This is a genomic window from Paenibacillus sp. 22594, assembly GCF_052044425.1.
In the GTDB taxonomy this organism is placed as follows: domain Bacteria; phylum Bacillota; class Bacilli; order Paenibacillales; family Paenibacillaceae; genus Paenibacillus_AQ.
The window spans coordinates 219,139-239,142 of sequence record NZ_JBQENA010000004.1 but is presented as its reverse complement, the minus strand read 5'-3'; the positions used below and the strand labels follow the sequence as shown (position 1 = coordinate 239,142).

Below are 20,004 nucleotides of genomic sequence, written 5' to 3'. Positions count from 1 at the left end.
GTGCAATAGGTGGCTGAGCTGTTCTATAATGATAAAGTGTTTCTGAACATCCGTGACGCGTGACGCGAAATTTAAGGAGGGCTGGCTTGTGGACACATTGGTATTCTTGGGAACCGGGGACGCCATGGGCGTACCCCGGGTATATTGCAGCTGTGAGACCTGCATGGAGGCGAGAAGCAGCGGAGAAAATATCCGGCTGCGCTCCTCAGTGCTGATAGATAACGCCAGTGATTTCTGGGTCATAGACTGCGGCCCGGATTGGCGGCGCCAGATGGAGCTGCAGGGGCGGCGCAGCATGCGCAGGCTGCTGGTGACGCATGCCCATTTCGACCATATCGGCGGATTGCCGGAATGGGCAGACAGCTGCCGCTGGATGGGGTATAGAGGTGAGCTCTACGCGCCGGCGGAGGTGATTCCGGTAATTCAGCGGCAGTATCCGTGGCTTAGCGGCCACATTGATATGATTCCGTGCGATGACGGACTTGAACTGGACGGCTGGCAGATCCGCACCTGGCGGGTCAACCACGGGAAGAACGGCTATTCCTATGCCTACAGGCTGGAAAAGGACGGCTACACCTGGGTCTATTGCCCGGACTCCATTTCCCTCTCGCCAGAAGAGACGAAGCACATGCATGGGGCGGATCTCCTGGTGCTGGGAACAAGCTTTTATTATGAATCTGCTGAGCTGTCCACCCGTTCAGTCTATGATATGACCGAAGCTGCAGAACTGCTGGACATCGTACAGCCAATCCGTGCGGTGTATACCCATATGTCGCATGATGTTGACTTCAGAAAAGACTACATTCTTCCGGGAAATGTGACCCTCGCGGTAACAGGGCTGAAGCTACAACTGGGTCACGGCGAAGGTCGAGGCTGAAGAGAGGCTGACTGTCCGGGACTAAGCCCAATCCTATAAGTGGATTTCTCCACAAAACGGCTGCGCCGTCCATTGAAGGACGGCGCAGCCGTTTTGTTCATTCATGGCCGGGCCTGTCATAAAAGAGGCCAGCGGGCTGGCGAGGAACAGCCCCACATTCGCTCCGGCCTCAAGGAACTTGTCCGCGATTCCCTTGCCGATTCCGGTGAGTCCTCCGGTTATCGGAGGCCCGCTGTTTTTGTCAAATTATTTTTTTTGCGAATGATAGTTCTCACATACAGAGTCAGTATTCACAAAATATAATGTAGACAGATTAATAATTTCCAACTTATTCCTCATCAAACCCCTCTAGTACAAACATACGCTGTTGATTTTGCAGTTCCTTATGGATGAGCTTTTTTAGAAATACGTAAAAAGCAAAATGTGCAGATCACGCCGACATGTAACCCTCATACTCAGCATAATCTTAAGTAATTCATTGTTTATTCCAACTTGTTTACTTCACAAAGGATTGAGAAAAAAGCAGTTAATCGAATAGCCAGCATACGGAATGGAGGAATACGCCCCGATGGAGGTATTGCTCGGCAAATTAGTTGAGCAGAATGAGCTGACTAAGGAAGAAATTGTGTATTTCCTTATGAATCTGACTCCTGATCTCAAAGATCGCTTGTACATTCTAGCGGCACAAACTAGAAAGAAGCACTATCATGAAAGCGTTTTCATGCGAGGCCTAATAGAATTTTCAAACTTCTGTAAACAGGATTGCCTATATTGCGGTCTGCGCAGGTCCAACTCCAGGGTGGAGCGTTACCGGCTGACAGAGGAAGAGATTCTGGAGTGTGCGGCAGAGGGCTATCGTCTCGGATATCGCTCGTTTGTCTTACAGAGTGGAGAGGATTTTTACTTCACGGAAGAACGGATGATACGCCTAGTCACGAGCATGAAGGTTCGTTATCCTGATGTGGCAATCACTTTGTCCATTGGAGAACGAAGTGAAGCTTTTTATCGTGCGCTTTTCGATGCAGGAACTGACCGATACTTGCTAAGGCATGAGACGGCCTCCCGTTCGCTGTACCAATCTTTACATCCAGGGATGTCGTACGATAACCGTGTGAACTGCCTGCGGACTCTCAAGGATATTGGCTACCAGGTTGGAGCCGGTTTTATGGTTGGACTTCCGGGCCAGACCTACGAGCATCTTGCTGAGGATCTGCTATTTCTTAAAGAACTCCATCCGGAAATGATCGGCATAGGTCCATTCATCCCGCATAGCGCAACGCCGCTTAAAGATGCTCAAGGTGGAACTGTTGAGGACACGCTCGTGATGATTGCCATGGCAAGATTGCTCGTTCCAGATGCTCTGATGCCTGCTACCACGGCAATGGGGACTCTGGATAGAGAAGGTAGGGAGAAGGCACTTTTGGCAGGAAGCAATGTGGTCATGCCTATTCTATCCCCCTTGAAGGTTCGCGAGAAATATGCCCTTTACGAGAATAAGATTTGCATGGGCGACGAAGCTTCACATTGCAGGAACTGTATTGAAATGAGAATCGCAGCCGCTGGATTTAAGATTGAACTCAGTAGAGGGGATCACTGCAGCTTCATTCGCACACCAGATAAAAGCTAATGCTGTGAACATCATTTTTAATAATGTAAGTGAATATTTTCACGTTTAAGGAGGAGATTTAATGTCAACTTTGCCAAAAAAGAATGCGCTAGGTTTTTACGAAATCCGTCTTGAATCCATCGGCGGACTTGGTGCCAACCTTGCGGGTAAAATGCTTGCCGAGACAGGCGCAATTGAACTTGGCTTCAATGCAGCCAACTTCTCGTCTTACGGTTCTGAGAAAAAAGGCACCCCCATCAAAACCTTCGTTCGCTTCTGCGATCCAGAGGTTGAGATTAGGGACCACAGTCCAATTGAGGAACCCCATCTGGTTGCGGTTTTTCATGAAGCCCTGTACAAGACAGTAAACGTGGTAAGCGGCATGCAGCCAGATGGAGTTGTACTGGTTAACACCTCACGTGCCTTCGATGAGGTTCGGGCAGACCTGAAGCTTGAATACGGCACGATTGCATTAGTAGATGCGATGGGAATAGCCGTTGAAGAGAAAACCAAAGTAAATACCTCGATGCTTGGCGCTATGTTCCGTATCTGCGACTTCCTTGATCCGGAAGCAATGCGTACGGTAATCCGCAGAACCTTTGAGAACAAATACCCGCACTTGGTAGAGCCAAACATCCGTACTTTCGATCGCGGTTACAATGAGGTGAAATTTAAAACCTATGAAGTACCGGAAGGTCCCGAAGCAAAGCCTTTCATACGTGCAAAATCCGCACTTGGCTATCTAACACAGCTGCCCGGTGGCGTTATTACGGCTCAAGGCAACAGCACTCTGAAGGATTTGAGCGGCTCGCGGTCTGGTATGCTGCCGGTACTTGATTCAGATTTGTGTGTTAGCTGTGCGGCTTGCGACAATGTTTGCCCTGATTATTGTTTTGTTTGGGAGACCGTTCAAGATAAACGGGGACGCCAGCAGCAGCAGCTGCTCGGGATCGATTATCAATACTGTAAAGGCTGTCTGAAATGCATCGATGTATGCCCAACAGAGGCCCTCACCAGTCTTCGTGAAGAAGTTGGGTTTGCCGAACAACATCGTGTTCCTCAAGTGTTGTAAATCAATCGAAAGGGAGGATACAAAAAAATGGCTGTAGTTGAAAATCAATTGAAAGAGGTTAAGCTTGCTGAGCAAGTCACACACTTCGAATCCGGAAATGAAATGGCTGCTACAGCAGCAGCTCAAATTAATTACCATATCATGGGGTATTTCCCGATTACGCCTTCCACGGAAGTTGCTCAGTACCTGGATCAGATGAAAGCACGCGGTCTGCACGATATAGAGCTGATTGCAGCAGATGGTGAGCATGGTTCTGCCGGGATATGCTACGGTGCAGCTATGGCGGGTGCACGGGTCATCAACGCCACCAGTTCTCAAGGATTTCTGTATATGCTGGAACAGCTCCCCACCCAATCCGGGACACGTTTTCCAATGGTTCTTAACCTCGTAACCCGTGCTGTCAGTGGGCCGCTTGATATTCGTGGGGACCACTCAGACTTGTATTATGGTCTTAATGTAGGCTGGGTCATCCTAACTGCCAGTACACCGCAAGCAGTATATGACATGAACATCATGGCACTCAGAATTGCTGAGCATTCTGAAGTGCGTCTACCTGTTATCGTTGCTTATGACGGCTTCTTCACATCCCACCAGAAACGCAAGGTCCAATATTTCAAAGAGAACGAAGTCGTACAGAATTTTGTAGGCCCGAATCCGAATCACAATTATCCGAACGTCTCAGATCCATCCCATCCGGTAACCATTGGTGCACATATGGGTGGCGATGACCTGCTGAATAACCACTACCAGCTATCAGTAGCGCTTGAAAAAGCGGGCGGGGTCTATGAGGAAGTCGCTCGGGAATATGCCCTCTTGTCAGGACGCGAATATCCGGTTCTCGACCTGTATCGTATGGATGATGCTGAAGTAGCTGTGTTTCTGCTTAACTCTGCAGGTGAATCAGCCAAGGATACCGTTGACGCTCTGCGCGCCAAAGGCATCAAAGCGGGGCTAGTTCGTCCGAACATCATCCGTCCGTTCCCGGCCGAACAGCTGCGGCAAGCGCTCAAGAACGTCAAGGCACTGCTTGTCGGTGAACGTGCAGACTCTTATGGAGCCAAGGGCGGCAACCTGACTCACGAAATTCGCTCCGCTCTGCAAGTAGATCCAGAGAACAAGACAATCATCGTCTCCCGTATCTTTGGCCTGGGCGGTAAAGACTTCTATGCTGATGATGCAGAAGCATTCTTTAAATTGGCTATAGAGGCGGCAGAAAAGGGCTATGCGGAGAAACCTTTTGACTATCATGGATACTACCCTGGTGAAGAAAAAGACGCTCTTGTTCCGGTGATGGAACCGATGCATGGTGATGCCTTTAAAACCGGCCTGATCACGGTCACCCAAAACGAAGATACCGGTTTGCTAAAAGTTAAGCTTCCGCCACTTAATCAATTGACTGTGAAGCCGCATCGTTTGGCTTCTGGACATGGCGCATGTCCTGGCTGTGGTGCACTCTCCGCATTGGAGCTGTTTTTCAAGGGAATCGAAGGCGATATGGTCGTCCTGTTCCAAACGGGATGCGCGTATGTTGTCACGGCAAGTTATCCGTACTCATCTCATAAACAAACCTTTGTCCACAATCTGTTCCAGAATGGTGCAGCTACCTTAGCCGGTATGGTTGATGCCTTCTATGAATTGAAGCGGCGAGGCGAAGTGCAGGTGAGTGACGATGTTACCTTCGTGATGGTATCCGGCGACGGGGGTATGGATATCGGGATGGGCGCAACCGTAGGTGCGGCACTTCGCAACCATAAGATGATCATCCTTGAGTACGATAATGAGGGTTATATGAACACCGGTTCCCAACTGTCCTACTCCACGCCAATGGGACACATGACCAGCACCTCCGGTGTCGGTAAAACCCAAAAAGGGAAGAAGGGGCATCACAAGGATACGGCTCAAATTCTGGCGGCTTGCAACATCCCTTATGTATTCACTGGCGCTGAATCCAATCCCCAGGATTTGCTGCAAAAAGCAGCTAAAGCACAGTGGTACGCCAATAACGTGGGTACTGCCTATGGCAAACTTCTCTGTGCCTGCCCGCTGAACTGGAAAACCTCTGACCATAGCGGCTATGACCTGGTGAAGGCGGCTGTAGATTCCTGCTTCTTCCCGTTATATGAAATTGAGCAAGGCATCACCAATATCACCTACAATCCAGAATTGAAAGGCAAGCGCATCCCGGTAGTGGAATGGCTGAAGGGAATGGGCAAGACCAAACATCTACTGAAGGATGACGAGCTGCTGCAAAACTTCGAAGCCGAGATTGAGCGCCGCTGGAGCCGCTTGAAGCTCAGACACGAGAGTTCGCTGCTCTAGGGATGGTACTACGGAGGCCGATAGTTAAAGGGCTTCGGCCTCTTCCTCGCCAATGAATATCACTCTAATACAGAGGGAGCGTTCTTAATGGAACATCAACAAAACAGTAGCAGTGTAAACGTAGCTGAAGTAGACGAGAAGCTTTTGAAGGTACAGTCCGCTATCGTGCAGTTCAAAGCAATCAAAGGGGCCTTGATCCCTGTGCTCCATGAAGTTCAGGATATCTACGGCTATCTGCCGGAGCATGTACTCCAGATCGTGTCCACGGAGCTTAATTTGCCAATGAGTGAAATCTATGGTGTGGCGTCGTTTTATCATTTCTTTTCGCTCACACCTAAAGGGGAAAATGTGGTCCATGTGTGCCTCGGCACAGCTTGCTATATCAAGGGCGCACAAGCTGTGCTTGACCGTCTGAGCACGGAACTTAATGTGCCTGTGCAAGGAACTACAGCGGACAACAAGTTCACACTTGAAGCGACCCGCTGCCTTGGGGCCTGCGGCCTTGCGCCAGTCATGACCATTGGTGAGAAAGTGCATGGGCGCCTGGTTTCCAATAACATTCCGAAAATTCTGAACGAATACAAATGATGATCTTGCGCTTCTGGCGCAATTGAAACGGGAGGTATGGGTATGAAGCTTTTAACGGATCTTGATGCCATCAGAACGCTCACGCAGGGTCGTCTCGACAACCGGAAAATCACCGAAGAATCCGCTGATTCCATCAAGTTCAGGTCCGTGATGGTGTGTGGGGGAACGGGATGTACATCGTCGGATTCCAATATGATCATCGCCGAATTAAACCAGGTAATAGGAAGTCATGGCATTCAGGAACAGGTGGAAGTCGTACGAACAGGCTGCTTCGGCCTCTGCGAGCTTGGTCCAGTCGTCATTGTATACCCGGAAGGGATTTTTTACAGCCGCGTAGAGGTTAAGGATATTCCGAAATTGGTTGAAGAGCATCTGCTTCACGGAAAACCATATGAGAAAAAAATTTACGAGAAGACCAAACAGGACGGCGAAATCCTGAACTTTGAAGAAACCGAATTCTACAAAAAACAAGTGCGGATCGCTCTGCACAACTGCGGAGTCATTGACCCGGAAAATATTGATGAGTACATCGGCAGTGATGGCTATAAAGCCCTTGACCAAGTGCTGAAGACCATGAGCCGCCAAGAGGTTATTGATACGATGAAGCAATCCGGTCTTCGGGGACGCGGCGGCGGCGGATTCAACACGGGTCTGAAGTGGGAATTTGCAGCGAAGCAGAATAAGGAGCAGAAGTATGTCATCTGTAATGCGGACGAAGGAGACCCAGGAGCATTTATGGACCGCTCGATCCTGGAAGGCAATCCTCACTCTGTGATTGAAGCCATGGCTATTGCCGGTTATGCCATTGGTTCAAACCAAGGGTTCATCTATGTTCGTTCAGAATATCCAATCGCTGTTAAGCGTTTTATGAAAGCGCTTGAACAAGCCCGTGAGTATGAGCTGCTCGGTGATAATATACTTGGAACCGGATTTAGCTTTAACATTGATGTGCGGCTGGGTGCCGGAGCTTTTGTCTGCGGAGAAGAAACGGCTTTAATTCACTCCATTGAAGGCCACCGGGGAATGCCAACACCCAAGCCGCCTTTCCCGGCCGTAGAAGGCCTGTGGGGTCAGCCAACGATTATCAACAATGTTGAAACACTGGCTAACGTCGCCCAGATTATTCTTAAAGGTGCGCAGTGGTATGCAAGTATCGGAACCGAGAAGTCGAAAGGCACTAAAGTATTTGCTCTTGGCGGAAAAGTCGTGAACACCGGCCTGGTTGAAGTGCCAATGGGCATAACCCTGCGTGAAGTTATTTTTGAAATTGGCGGTGGAATTCCAGATGGGAAAAAATTCAAGGCTGTACAGACCGGCGGGCCTTCTGGCGGCTGTCTGACAGAAGAACACCTGGACTGCACCATAGATTTTGATACACTGACCAGTCTCGGTTCGATGATGGGCTCCGGTGGCATGATCATCATGGACGAAGATACCTGTATGGTTGACGTTGCAAGGTTCTACCTGGATTTCACACGTGATGAGTCCTGTGGTAAATGTACGCCATGCCGCATAGGTACGAAACGTCTGCTTGAATTGCTCGATAAAATCACTGGAGGCAAAGGAAGTATCGATGATCTCGAGAAGCTTGAGAACCTCTCGGTCCAGATCAAGAATGCGTCACTGTGTGCGTTAGGCCAGACCGCTCCTAACCCGGTATTATCCACGATTAAATATTTCCGTGAAGAGTACATGGCCCATATTGTCGACAAAAAATGTCCGGCTGGCGTCTGTAAATCCCTAATTTCTTATCAGATCGTTCCTGATCTATGCCGGGGCTGCAGCCTCTGTGCACGAAAATGCCCGAATGATGCGATCTCAGGCGAAGTTAAAGAACCGTTTGTCATCGACACGGTGGCCTGCATCAAGTGTGGTGTCTGCTTCGATGTATGCAAGTTCAATGCCGTAGCGATAGTCTGACGATGGGAGTGATCAAGTTGAATACCATAAAAATAATGATTGATGGCATCGAGGCAGAAATCCCCAAAGGGATGACTGTTCTTGAAGCGGCCCGTGATCAGGGCATTCATATCCCTTCTCTGTGTTATTTGAAAGGGATCAACCATTCTTCCAGTTGCCGGGTGTGCGTGGTTGAAGTGGGGGCTAGACTCATTGCCTCCTGTACGCTGATCGCAGAGGAAGGCATGAACATTCAGACGAACACCAAGAAAATCCGGGATGCCCGGAGAACTTCTATAGAATTGTTACTGTCCGATCATGACCAGGAATGTCTCAGTTGCTCCCGTAGCGGGGGGTGTGAGCTGCAATCCGTATCGAGCGATCTTAATATCCGCAAAGTGACTTACATTGGTGAAAAGTCCAGCCAAGAGAAAGACTATACTTCCCCGGCAATCGTTCGTGACGCATCCAAATGTATCCTTTGCGGCCGCTGTGTCGGGGCCTGTGGAACTGTGCAGACTGTGGGGGCTATCAACTTCGCGAGGCGCGGTTTTGATACGGTGATCTCGACCGCGTTCGGTCGTTCACTTGCGGAATCAACCTGTGTTAACTGTGGTCAGTGCATTATGGCTTGTCCCGTAGGCGCTCTTAGTGAGCATGAGAGCATCAATGAGGTGTGGAATGATCTTGCAGAACCAGGCAAATATGTTGTTGTCCAGACAGCACCTGCTGTACGTGTTGCACTTGGAGAAGAATTCGGGATGCCCGTGGGGACTCGCGTAACCGGTAAAATGGCTGCAGCACTTCGGAGGCTAGGATTTGATAAAGTATTCGACTCGAACTTTGCTGCTGACCTTACGATTATGGAAGAAGGTACGGAACTCATCTCCCGTCTCACCAGCGGACAGAACCTGCCGCTTATGACCTCTTGCTGCCCCGGCTGGGTGAAATTTATGGAGCATAACTTCCCTGACAAGCTGGGTAACCTATCCACCTGCAAATCACCGCATGAAATGGAAGGGGCAATGGTTAAATCCTTTTTCGCTCAGAAAATGGGGATTGATCCGAAAAATATTGTTGTCGTCTCGATTATGCCTTGTACCGCTAAGAAGTTCGAGGGTACGCGGGAAGAGCTGTCAAGGGAAGGGCTGCAGGACGTCGACCGGGTACTGACGACCCGCGAGCTTGCGGCAATGATCAAAGAAGCGGGTATCGACTTTGTTAACCTGAAGGATGAAGCGTTCGATAATCCGATTGGCGAGGGCTCTGGTGCTGGCGTTATCTTCGGTGCAACCGGTGGTGTTGCGGAAGCTGCGCTTCGTACCGTATTCGAAATAACCTCAGGTAAGGAACTGGAGACTGTTGATTACACTGCTGTCCGGGGAATGGATGGCATCAAAGAAAATATCATCGAACTGCCCAATGGCCAGAAGATTCGTACGGCTGTTGTTCATGGTCTCGGCAATGCGCGTGAGCTTATGGAAGCGATGGAACGTGGTGAAAAAAGCTATGAGTTCATAGAAGTAATGGCCTGCCCCGGTGGCTGTATTACGGGTGGGGGTCAGCCCATCGTGGATGCGAGAACCTCCGAGCGGATTGATATTAAGGCTGAACGCGCGAAAGCCATCTACACGGAAGATGAGGCCCAAACGGTTCGTAAATCGCATAACAATCCTTATATAAAAGCTCTTTATGAAGAGTTCTTAGGGGAGCCTAACAGTCACCTTGCGCACGAACTGCTGCATACGCATTACGTGACGCGTTCCAAGTTTTAAGCCTACGTTTCCGTAGTACAAAACTTTGAGGAGGTTGACGAGTTGCGGGAAGATTGGGAACCAGCTGATTTCATCAATGACGAGGAAATCCTGCTCAGTCTGGAAGAAGCCAAAGTAAAGGCAGGCGATCAAGCCTATGTCCAGGCTATTTTAGAGAAAGCAAGAGCGTGTAAAGGGCTTACCCACCGGGAGGCAGCAGTACTTCTAGAGGTTACGGATACAGATATTCTGGAAAGTATCAACCGATCTGCTAAGGTCATTAAAGAAAAAATTTACGGCAATCGTATTGTATTATTCGCTCCATTATATATAAGCAACTACTGCGTCAATAATTGCGAGTACTGCGGATATAAACACAGCAACAAAGATTTCCTGCGGCGGAAGCTCAGTATGGATGAATTGGCGGATGAAGTCCGCGTGCTACAGGAATTAGGTCACAAACGGCTTGTCGTGGAAGCAGGAGAAGATCAAGCGAGCTGTGACATTGACTATGTCGTCGAATCGATCAAGACGATTTATTCCGTTAAGGTGGATAATGGCAGCATTCGCCGCGTGAACATTAACATTGCAGCTACCACAATCGAGGATTACACGAAGCTTAGGGATGCGGAGATAGGGACATATATTTTATTCCAGGAGACGTATCACAGACCCACTTATGCTGCTATGCATCACCAAGGACCCAAGAGAGATTACGACTGGCATACTACGGCGATGGACCGTGCTCAAATGGGGGGGATTGATGATGTGGGGATAGGCGTTCTCTACGGCCTATATGACCATAAGTACGATACAATCGCAATGCTCATGCATGCTGAGCACTTGGAGGAGAGGTTTGGTGTTGGTCCCCATACCGTATCCGTTCCCAGACTGCGTGAGGCAGCAAATGTAAATTTGGAAACCTATCCGCATTTGGTGAAGGATGAGGATTTCAAGAAGCTTGTTGCCATTTTGCGCTTGGCTGTTCCCTACGCCGGGATGATTCTATCCACCCGTGAAGAACCGTCATTCCGTGACGAGGTAATCAAGCTTGGTATTTCCCAGGTGAGCGCGGGCTCCAGTACGGGAGTCGGTGGATACATGGAGACCAAGCAGGGAACCGCAGGTCAGTCGAACGAGAAGCCCCAATTTGAAGTCAGTGATCATCGTTCACCAGAGGAGATTATCCGTGGACTTTGCCAGGACGGGTACGTTCCCAGTTATTGTACAGCTTGCTATCGGGAAGGACGTACAGGCGACCGTTTTATGAGGCTTGCTAAATCCGGTCAGATTCATAATATCTGCCAACCGAACTCTTTGTTAACTTTTAAGGAATATTTGCTTGATTATGCAGACGATGAGACCCGTACCTTAGGGGAAGAGATTATTCGCAAGGGACTCGATGATATTCCGAAGGAAGCCGCGAGAAAAGCAACGATTAATCGGCTCCAGCGCATCGAAAATGGCGAACGGGATTTGCGTTTCTAAAATCGCATTATTAAGGAGAGAATCGCTATGCAATTTACTCCACAATCGAACAAAATGCATATCGCTGTTTTTGGCAGAAGAAATTCCGGTAAATCGAGTTTGGTTAACGCACTCACCGGTAAATCGACCTTGCTGGTCAGCGATTTGCCGGGAACGACGATAGAACCGGTCTTTCAATATGTGGAAATAAAAAATATAGGGACCGCTATTATCGTAGATACGGCTGGAATTGATGATGCGGACCTCTTCCGGGTTCAAAGGACGAGAGAGGTTATGGATTTAACCGATCTTGGGATCATGATTTTCTCGGATGAGACCGGTGACTACAAGCTGGAGAAGGAATGGGTTCACGAACTGGCTAAACGGAATATTCCTGTCATCGGGGTTATCACCAAAACCGACGATCATTATGTAGATATTGATTCTTTAAAGACGGGACTGAATATCCCCATCGTGAAGATCAGCGTGAAGCGAAACACTAACCTTGGAAGTCTACGCCACGCCTTGAGTGACTTTGCTCCTGCCGAGTTTGAGCGAAACAGCATTGTGGGTGATCTGGTTAACCCAGGTGATCTGGTCGTTATGGTGATGCCTGAGATGATACCTGCTCCTAAATACCGGCTGGTTGCTTCGCAACAGCAAATTCTTCGCGATCTGCTGGATCATCACGCTATGGCTGTGTCTGTCACCGAAGAAGAACTGCCAGAGCTGCTCTCCCGCTTGAATAAGTTGCCAGATCTTGTGATTACAGATTCACTGGTATTTGACAAAGTGAACGAGAGTATACCCGCGAGTGTACCATTAACTACTTTTGCGATTCTGATGGCGCGGTTTAAGGGGGATTTAGATACCTTTGTGGCCGGTGCCGGGATGATATCCACCCTGAAGCCCGGAGACAGGGTCCTTTTGTCAGAGGCCTGTATCCATCACCCGCATAACGGAGAGATCGACCGTGTGCTGGTCAAGGCCAAGCTTCAGGAAATAGCTGGCGGCGCTCTGGATATCACGACGAGTGTGGGGCCCGATTTCCCTGCTGACATCTCCGGGTATAAGCTGATCGTTCACTGTGGAGGCTGTATATTTAATCGCAAGCAGCTGATGATGCGGCTGCAGAGTTCAGGAGTGCAAGGCGTGCCGATTACCAACTATGGCATCGCTTTCGCCTATTTCCGTGGGATTCTGCCGCGTGTGCTGGAAGTCCTGCAAGTGAAGGCTTGAGCGGTATAAGATGGAGATATCGCGGGAATCTCCCCGTATTGAACAGGATGCTTTAGGTGCAAAGGATATACCAGCGGCTGCTTATTACGGTATTCATACAGCGCGGGCCATGGATAATTTTCCTGTAAGCGGCAGAACGGTTAACCCTCATTTGCTCCATAGCATGATAACGGTGAAGAAAGCAGCGGCGCTGGCTCATTTGAAACTGAATACCTATCCGGCGGCGATTGCCCGGGCTATCGTTCAGGCATGTGATGAACTTCTGGCAGGCGCCTATAGGGAGCAATTTACTGTAGATGCTCTGCAGGGTGGTGCCGGGACATCAACGAATATGAATGTGAACGAAGTTATCGCGGGCCGAGCGATTGAGCTTTTGGGTGGGGAGCGGGGGGACTATTCACGGGTACATCCTCTGGATCACGTCAACTGCTGCCAATCCACCAATGACATCTATCCCACGGCACTGAGAATTGCTGCTATCGGCCTGGTTCGGCGGCTGAGTCAAGCTTTTGCCTCCTTGCAGGAAGCCCTTCAGGAGAAAGAGCATGCCTTCGCAGATGTGCTCAAGCTGGGTCGTACCGAGCTGATGGATGCCTTGCCGATGATGGCAGGGCAGGGATTCGGGGCCTATGCCAAAGCGGTAGCCCGGGACCGCTGGCGGCTGTACAAAGTGGAGGAACGGCTCAGGGAGATCAACATTGGGGGTACTGCAATTGGAACAGGCCTTAATGCACCGGCAAAATATACGTTTTTGATAACTGATCTTTTGCAGGATTTGACTGGTTACGGGCTGGCCCGGAGCGAATATCCAATGGACCCTACGCAGAATATGGATGTTTTCGCTGAAGTATCCGGGCTGCTGAAGGCTGCATCTATTAATCTGTTGAAAATTTCGGGTGATCTGCGGCTTCTGGCCAGCGGGCCGGTTGGAGGCCTCGGGGAGCTTGAAATGCCGGCCGTGCAGGCAGGCTCCTCCATTATGCCGGGTAAAGTCAATCCGGTAATGGCAGAGATGGCGGGGCTTGTGGCGATGCGTGTCATTGCCAATGATACCGCGGTAACGCTGGCAGCTGCGGGCGGCCAGCTGGAGCTGAATGCGTTTATGCCACTGATCGCGGATGCGCTCCTGGAGTCCCTGGAGATCCTGGCCAATGCCGTAAGGCTGTTCGAAGAGCGTTGCGTCCGTGGCATCCGCATTTGTGAGCAGCGGTGTTATGAAGGGGTTGAGAAATCCTCCGCTTTGGCAGCCGCACTGATACACCACATCGGATACGAGAAAAGTGCAGAGGTAGCCAAGCGGGCAAGCCAAGAAGGAAAAACGGTACGGGAGGCGCTGGTGGAGGCTCAGTTTCTACCTGAGGCTGTAATCGATCAAATCCTGAATCCCTATCAAGTGACCAAACCGGGTGTGCCCGGCAAATAAGTATAGATCGGCACTAACCGCTGGGGGAAGGAGAGAGCCGTGTGAGTGTGAATGATACCCCACGCTCAAATCGCCTGCACATCGCCCTGTTTGGCAGGAGCAACGCAGGGAAATCAAGCCTGATTAACGCAATCACCAAACAGGATGCTGCGGTTGTGTCACCTGTTAAAGGAACGACAACAGATCCTGTGTATAAAGCGATGGAGCTGCTGCCGCTCGGGCCAGTAGTATTTATTGATACCGCCGGCCTGGATGAAGAGGGTGAGCTAGGTGAGTTGAGGAAACAGAAGACGCTTGAAGTTCTTAACAAGTCTGATATGGCCCTGATCGTTGTTGATGCTGTTTGCGGTGTGAACCCATGTGACCGGCAGATTGCCGGAACCGTCCGCAGCAAGGGCATCCCCGCAATTGGAATCTTGAATAAGATAGATTTGTTAGCGGACCAGGAGACATCTCATGCGGATGGTCTTACCGCGCTTGTTGACCAGGCAGAGCAGGAACTGGGCTGTAAGGTGATCCCTGTATCTGCACTTGAGCAGCAGGGAATTAGCGGACTGATGAAGGCACTGATTGCTGTTGTGCCGGATGCTGAGGATAAATTCCGCATTATCGGCGATCTGGTCTCTCCGGGAGACTTGGTCGTACTGGTGGTTCCGATTGACAAGGCAGCGCCCAAAGGCAGATTGATTCTTCCGCAGCAGCAGACCATCCGTGACCTGCTGGAGAGCGATGCCATTGCGGTGGTTACGAAGGAATTCGAGCTGAAGGAAACGCTGGAGAGTCTCGGCAAGAAGCCCCGGCTTGTGGTGACAGATTCACAGGTATTCCTGAAGGCTGCAGCAGATACGCCCAAAGACATACCACTTACCTCATTTTCTATCCTGTTTGCCCGGCACAAAGGTAATCTGGAAGAGATGGTGAGAGGGGCGCGTGCTATTGACCGCCTGGAGGACGGTGACAGAGTGCTGATTGCCGAGGCATGTACACATCACCAGCAGCCAGATGATATCGGCAAAGTCAAAATTCCCCGCTGGATTCGGCAAGCCACCGGCAAGCAGCTGCAATTCGAATACGCCAGTGGCATGAAGTTCCCGGACAATCTGGAGGACTATTCCCTTATTGTGCACTGTGGCGGCTGTATGCTGAACCACAGGCAGATGCTCTGGCGGGTGGAGCAAGCGATTTGGGCCGGGGTGCCCATCGTCAATTATGGCGTTGCGATTGCCTATGTCCAGGGTATTCTGGAACGGGCGATATCACCGTTTCCGCTTGCCCGTATAGCCTGGGAAGAGAGCAAGGCGCATGAATGATTTGTGATGTGTAAGAGAGATGACCGCCTTCCTGGAACCGGAAGGTGGTTTTTGTGTTGTGTAGGAGTAACTATTCAGTTGCCTGTCTAAAAGTCAACGCAAATAAGGGGTGCAGCGCACCTCATAGGGAAAAAATCAAATGGGAAAAGCAACGTTCCCTCTAAGCACGGACTGAATACTTTCGAGCACTGGAGCTACGGGCGAGACCCGGTGCTCTGTCCATGCTGTAAGAACCGAATGGTGCTTGTGTACCGGCTAGGATAAAGAAAATATTCACCCGTTAGGATGATTTTATTCGTGCATGAATTATCCTGCTTCGGTAAAAATATGGCTACAGCTTATAAAGGAGGCGTTAATGGTGTGGAAGACGATAGTGGAGTTATTCCCTAGCTGGAGCTTGCTTTTCCAGGGATTCATGATCTTCAGCGTCCCTGCTGCCATAACGTATACAATGAACTGGGCCAAAGTAAAGGAGGGACAAATCAGTACAAGGGGACTCAGGGTTGAAGGTGAAAAGGGTGGTGGCATTCCAAATGCTGGAGATTCAGGAGGGAATACTCAGAAGAAAAACCAAGTTCCACAAAATACCATGGCTGCGGGAGATCCTGCAACAAGTACGTCCAAAGCTCCCCCTTCCCTCACTTATACCGGCCAATTTCAGAAGGATTTGCAGACGTTCAAAGCTATAAGCGCAGATATGGCTGATGTCAATGTGAGAGAGCTGCGCATCGGAGATTTGCAGATTAAGGCGGCGCTACTGTTCGTGGATGGGCTTACGGATAAGGACAGCATGGACCTGAATATTTTGAAGCCTTTAATGAACACGGTACGTCCCTTTGAAGGGATGACGACCGCTCCGGAAGCGAACGTGCTGAAAGACATTATTATACATAGGGTGGTCTCGGTCTCGGAAATCGGATGTACCGGGAATCCGATGATGTCGCTGCAAAAGGTATTGTACGGCTCTGCTGTATTGCTGGTCGAGGGCCTGGCAGAGGTCATCGTGTTGGGTGCGCCAAGGGGAAAGGCAAGAGGGGTAGAAGAGCCGATATCAGAAGCGCTCTTGCGCGGTCCACGAGTTGGTTTTAACGAGACGCTTAGTGATAATACGGCTCTACTGCGCAGGCATGGGCAAAACACCGACCTTGCTATGATTTCTTTTATAGTAGGCAAAAGAATACAGAAGAAACTGGTGCTAACGTATATCAAAAGTATCGCTAACGAGGAGCTTGTAGAGGAAGTCAAACGAAGAATCCGGACGATCGATATCGATGATGTCAAAGAATCGGGCTATATAGAGCAGCTGATTGAAGACAACTACCTCAGCCCCTTTCAGCAGGTTCAGAATACAGAAAGGCCGGACCGTGTAATGGCAGCTCTGCTGGAGGGAAGGGTTGCTATTCTTCTTGACGGTTCACCATTTGCTTTGATTATGCCGGTTACGTTTGGGATGCTGCTGCAGTCTCCGGAGGATTATTATGACCGCTGGATTGTGGGTTCGCTGCTCCGTACATTGCGTTTTTTCTCAGCGGCAGTCTCGCTGTTCGCACCAGCTTTATATATATCCCTTCTGTCGTTCCATCCCGGGCTGATTCCAACCAAGCTGGTGATTTCAATTATCAACTCACGGCAAGGGGTGCCCTTTCCAGCATTGGTTGAAGCACTGATTATGGAGGTTTCTATAGAAATATTGCGGGAGGCCGGATTACGTCTTCCCAAACCGATAGGTCCGGCAATGGGGATTGTCGGTGGTCTGATCATCGGTCAGGCGGCGGTAGAAGCGGGGATTGTCAGCCCGATTCTGGTAATCGTGGTCGCAGTTACAGCAATCTCTTCTTTCGCCATGCCGATGTATAGCGCAGGCATTACGCTGCGCCTGCTCCGGTTCGTAGCCATGTTCTTTGCAGCGGTATTCGGGCTGTATGGGGTTATTTTTTTCTTCCTCCTGCTCAGCAGCCATTTAATCAAGATGAAGAGCTTTGGTTTGCCGTATAGCAGTATGACGGTACCATATCGAATAAGCGATTGGAAGGATTTTATCTTTAGGATGCCGCTGCAATTTCTGCGACGCCGGCCGGCAATGATGAAACCGAAAGATCCTATGCGCAAAGGATAAGAAATACGGGTAATGGAGGTAGAGGAAATGAAGGCTAAAGCAAAGGATAGAATAACAACCCCTCAAGCGACGATTATCATGGTGAATTATATACTCGCAGCAGGCATCCTTACCCTGCCCCGTGTAACGGTTGAGGCTGGCAAAACTCCCGATGTATGGATATCCGTAATTCTGGGCGGCTTACTCAGTATGCTGGCAGCCGCTGTAATAGCGAAGCTCAGTCAGCGGTTTCCGGGCCAGACCTTCTTTCAATATTGCCGGCTCATTATCGGCAAGCCGCTGGGGATACTGCTGGGAACATTAGCTGTCGGATATTTTCTGTGTGTAGCCAGCTTTGAAATGCGTACCGTACAGGAAGTGACCGGTTTTTTTCTGCTGGAAGGGACACCCGCCTGGGCTATTTCGGCGATATTCATATGGATTGGCCTTTACTTATGCATGGGTGGGATTAATGCTATATCCCGCATTTGCCGGCTGATTGTTCCGATTACCTGGACGGTTTTTTTCGGAGCCAGTCTGCTTAGTCTCGAGCTCTTCGATCTCAATAATCTTCGTCCCGTTCTGGGGGAAGGACTTGGACCCGTATGGAAAGCCATTAAGCCGACGGCTCTGACCTTTACAGCCGGGGAAGTTATGTTAATCCTTGTAGCGTTTATGGATAAGCCGAATAAGGCCATGAAGGTGGTTGTAGTTGGGACGTTGATCCCCATGCTTTTTTATGTCGTGGCTGTTGTACTGACAATCGGGGCTTTTTCTATAGAGGGAGTGGTAACTAGAACATGGCCGTTCCTTGATTTGGTACGCAGCTTTGAGGTGAAGTATCTCATATTAGAACGGTTTGAATCACTATTGATGGCGATCTGGATCATGCAAATATTTTGTACATTCTGCATCACGTTCTACGCTGCGGCTCTGGGTCTATCGCAAATGATAAACAAGAAATTCCAGAATTGCCTATTTGCCCTGCTGCCGATTGTCTATATCGTTTCCCAGGTTCCGCCCGGTATTAACGGTCTGTTCGCGTTAGGGACGGGGCTGGGGAACTTTTCAATGACAGTATTCGGACTCATACCGCTGCCACTGCTGATCATCGCGCACTTTAGGAGGGCTGGTTCATGAAGCGCGGATGTATAATCATCGTGTTGTTTGAAGCGTGTGTGCTGCTCTCCGGCTGCTGGAGCATCTCGCCGATTGAGGATAAAAATATGTGTGTAGGTATTGCACTGGACAGTGCGGATGAAACCGAAGTTGAAGTGGAATTTGAGCATAAAGGCGGAGATTATCCAAGACGAAAAAAAATATCTTCCACCTACCAATATTTTATTCCGCAAGGCTCGGTAGGTCCTCAAAAAGGAGGCCCGCAATCTTTTAAAAACATGACTGAAACGGCAGACTCCATCTTTGAGGCTGTTCGGGAGCTTGCACTGCGTACGAACCGTCCTCCGATTGGCCATCACACAAAGATTATTGTGATAGGAGAGCAGCTTGCACGTTCAACGGATCTCTCTGAGCTTATAGACTTCTACGTCCGGGATAATGACACCCGCCTAAGCGTTTTGCTGCTGGTCAGCAGTGGAAAGGCCAAGGACTTACTGAGTACATCGCTGACGGGGCAAATCCCCGCTCTTGTGATAGATGGCATTTTTGAGAACAGGGTCCGGAACTCGAGGATATGGGAGCCTATGTCTATGGCTAAGGTAATCGGTCCTTTGCATGGGAAAACAAGCTTTTTACTGCAAAATGTAATTATTTCAGGCAAGGAGGTCAAATTTGCGGGAGCGGGCGTGATCAAAGGGGAAACGGGAACGCTCATCGACTTTCTCGATGAGTCGGAGCTGGAGGGTTTGGTCTGGCTTACGGGGAAGGCGAAGGGTGGAGTCCTCAAGACACATGATCCGGATAACGACAAGCTCATTACGTATGAAATCAAATCGATGGGCAGTAAAATCAAGGCGAAAGTGAAGGGCGACGACATCTCTTTTGTCGTTAAGATAGAGTCTACAGGAAGATATGCTGAAACATTCACCCCTGGCGGGGGAAAATTGGACGAGGCCTTGGTGGAGAAAGATGAGCAAACGCTGCAGAAGCAGGCCAAAGAGCTGGTTCAATCCACTATGAACAAAATGCAGCATGAACTGAAGGTCGATGTTGCGGGATTCGGTACCAGCCTGCACATCCAACATCCCGCCGTATGGCGGAAGGTCAAGGAGGATTGGGAAAAAACCTTCAGCAAGCTCCCGGTCACTTATGAGGTGAAGGTGGAAATTGAAGATTACGGGGCATCAGGTATAACATCTGAATAAAAGGGAGCCTTGCTGATCATCGCGTACTTTA

At 49.8% G+C, this 20,004-nt stretch carries 14 protein-coding genes; all 14 read left to right on the top strand.

Features of this window, described 5'->3' with window-relative positions; translation table 11 throughout:
• Window positions 1-88: 88 nt before the first annotated feature.
• The 14 genes from ACTJKB_RS15120 to ACTJKB_RS15055 all read left to right on the top strand — a co-directional run bounded on the left by ACTJKB_RS15120 (window position 89) and on the right by ACTJKB_RS15055 (window position 19,973).
• Complete coding sequence (locus ACTJKB_RS15120; RefSeq protein WP_440835036.1) at window positions 89-877, top strand: MBL fold metallo-hydrolase; 789 nt, start codon at window positions 89-91, stop codon at window positions 875-877.
• A 568-nt stretch (window positions 878-1,445) separates the two neighbouring features.
• Complete coding sequence (hydE, locus tag ACTJKB_RS15115; RefSeq protein ID WP_440835034.1) at window positions 1,446-2,504, top strand: [FeFe] hydrogenase H-cluster radical SAM maturase HydE; 1,059 nt, start codon at window positions 1,446-1,448, stop codon at window positions 2,502-2,504.
• A gap of 61 nt (window positions 2,505-2,565) precedes the next feature.
• The gene (locus ACTJKB_RS15110; protein WP_440835033.1) at window positions 2,566-3,555 is read left to right on the top strand and encodes a 2-oxoacid:acceptor oxidoreductase family protein; all 990 of its coding nucleotides are present in this window, start codon (window positions 2,566-2,568) and stop codon (window positions 3,553-3,555) included.
• A 27-nt stretch (window positions 3,556-3,582) separates the two neighbouring features.
• Entirely contained in the window at window positions 3,583-5,874 is a 2,292-nt protein-coding gene (locus ACTJKB_RS15105; protein ID WP_440835032.1) for a thiamine pyrophosphate-dependent enzyme, read from the top strand.
• 87 nt (window positions 5,875-5,961) lie between these two features.
• Window positions 5,962-6,462: an NADH-quinone oxidoreductase subunit NuoE family protein gene (locus ACTJKB_RS15100; protein WP_440835030.1), complete on the top strand. Its 501-nt coding sequence runs from the start codon at window positions 5,962-5,964 to the stop codon at window positions 6,460-6,462.
• A 42-nt stretch (window positions 6,463-6,504) separates the two neighbouring features.
• Window positions 6,505-8,382, top strand: a complete 1,878-nt coding sequence (gene nuoF, locus ACTJKB_RS15095) for an NADH-quinone oxidoreductase subunit NuoF (RefSeq protein ID WP_440835028.1) — start codon at window positions 6,505-6,507, stop codon at window positions 8,380-8,382.
• Between the two features lie 17 nt (window positions 8,383-8,399).
• Window positions 8,400-10,136 (top strand): NADH-dependent [FeFe] hydrogenase, group A6, encoded by a 1,737-nt coding sequence (locus ACTJKB_RS15090; RefSeq protein WP_440835026.1) that lies wholly within the window; start codon window positions 8,400-8,402, stop codon window positions 10,134-10,136.
• 42 nt (window positions 10,137-10,178) lie between these two features.
• A complete protein-coding gene (hydG, locus tag ACTJKB_RS15085; RefSeq protein ID WP_440835025.1) occupies window positions 10,179-11,603 on the top strand; it encodes a [FeFe] hydrogenase H-cluster radical SAM maturase HydG in 1,425 nt (474 codons plus the stop codon).
• A 27-nt stretch (window positions 11,604-11,630) separates the two neighbouring features.
• On the top strand, window positions 11,631-12,821 hold the full coding sequence (hydF, locus tag ACTJKB_RS15080) for a [FeFe] hydrogenase H-cluster maturation GTPase HydF (protein ID WP_440835024.1): 1,191 nt from the start codon (window positions 11,631-11,633) through the stop codon (window positions 12,819-12,821).
• A gap of 10 nt (window positions 12,822-12,831) precedes the next feature.
• A complete protein-coding gene (locus tag ACTJKB_RS15075) occupies window positions 12,832-14,244 on the top strand; it encodes an aspartate ammonia-lyase (RefSeq protein WP_440835023.1) in 1,413 nt (470 codons plus the stop codon).
• A 41-nt stretch (window positions 14,245-14,285) separates the two neighbouring features.
• Window positions 14,286-15,554 (top strand): [FeFe] hydrogenase H-cluster maturation GTPase HydF, encoded by a 1,269-nt coding sequence (hydF, locus tag ACTJKB_RS15070; protein WP_440835021.1) that lies wholly within the window; start codon window positions 14,286-14,288, stop codon window positions 15,552-15,554.
• A 358-nt stretch (window positions 15,555-15,912) separates the two neighbouring features.
• The gene (locus ACTJKB_RS15065) at window positions 15,913-17,670 is read left to right on the top strand and encodes a spore germination protein (protein ID WP_440835019.1); all 1,758 of its coding nucleotides are present in this window, start codon (window positions 15,913-15,915) and stop codon (window positions 17,668-17,670) included.
• A 27-nt stretch (window positions 17,671-17,697) separates the two neighbouring features.
• On the top strand, window positions 17,698-18,789 hold the full coding sequence (locus ACTJKB_RS15060) for a GerAB/ArcD/ProY family transporter (RefSeq protein ID WP_440835017.1): 1,092 nt from the start codon (window positions 17,698-17,700) through the stop codon (window positions 18,787-18,789).
• Window positions 18,786-19,973: a Ger(x)C family spore germination protein gene (locus ACTJKB_RS15055; RefSeq protein WP_440835015.1), complete on the top strand. Its 1,188-nt coding sequence runs from the start codon at window positions 18,786-18,788 to the stop codon at window positions 19,971-19,973. Before ACTJKB_RS15060 ends, ACTJKB_RS15055 begins: the two co-directional genes overlap by 4 nt.
• The last annotated feature ends 31 nt before the right edge of the window (window positions 19,974-20,004 follow it).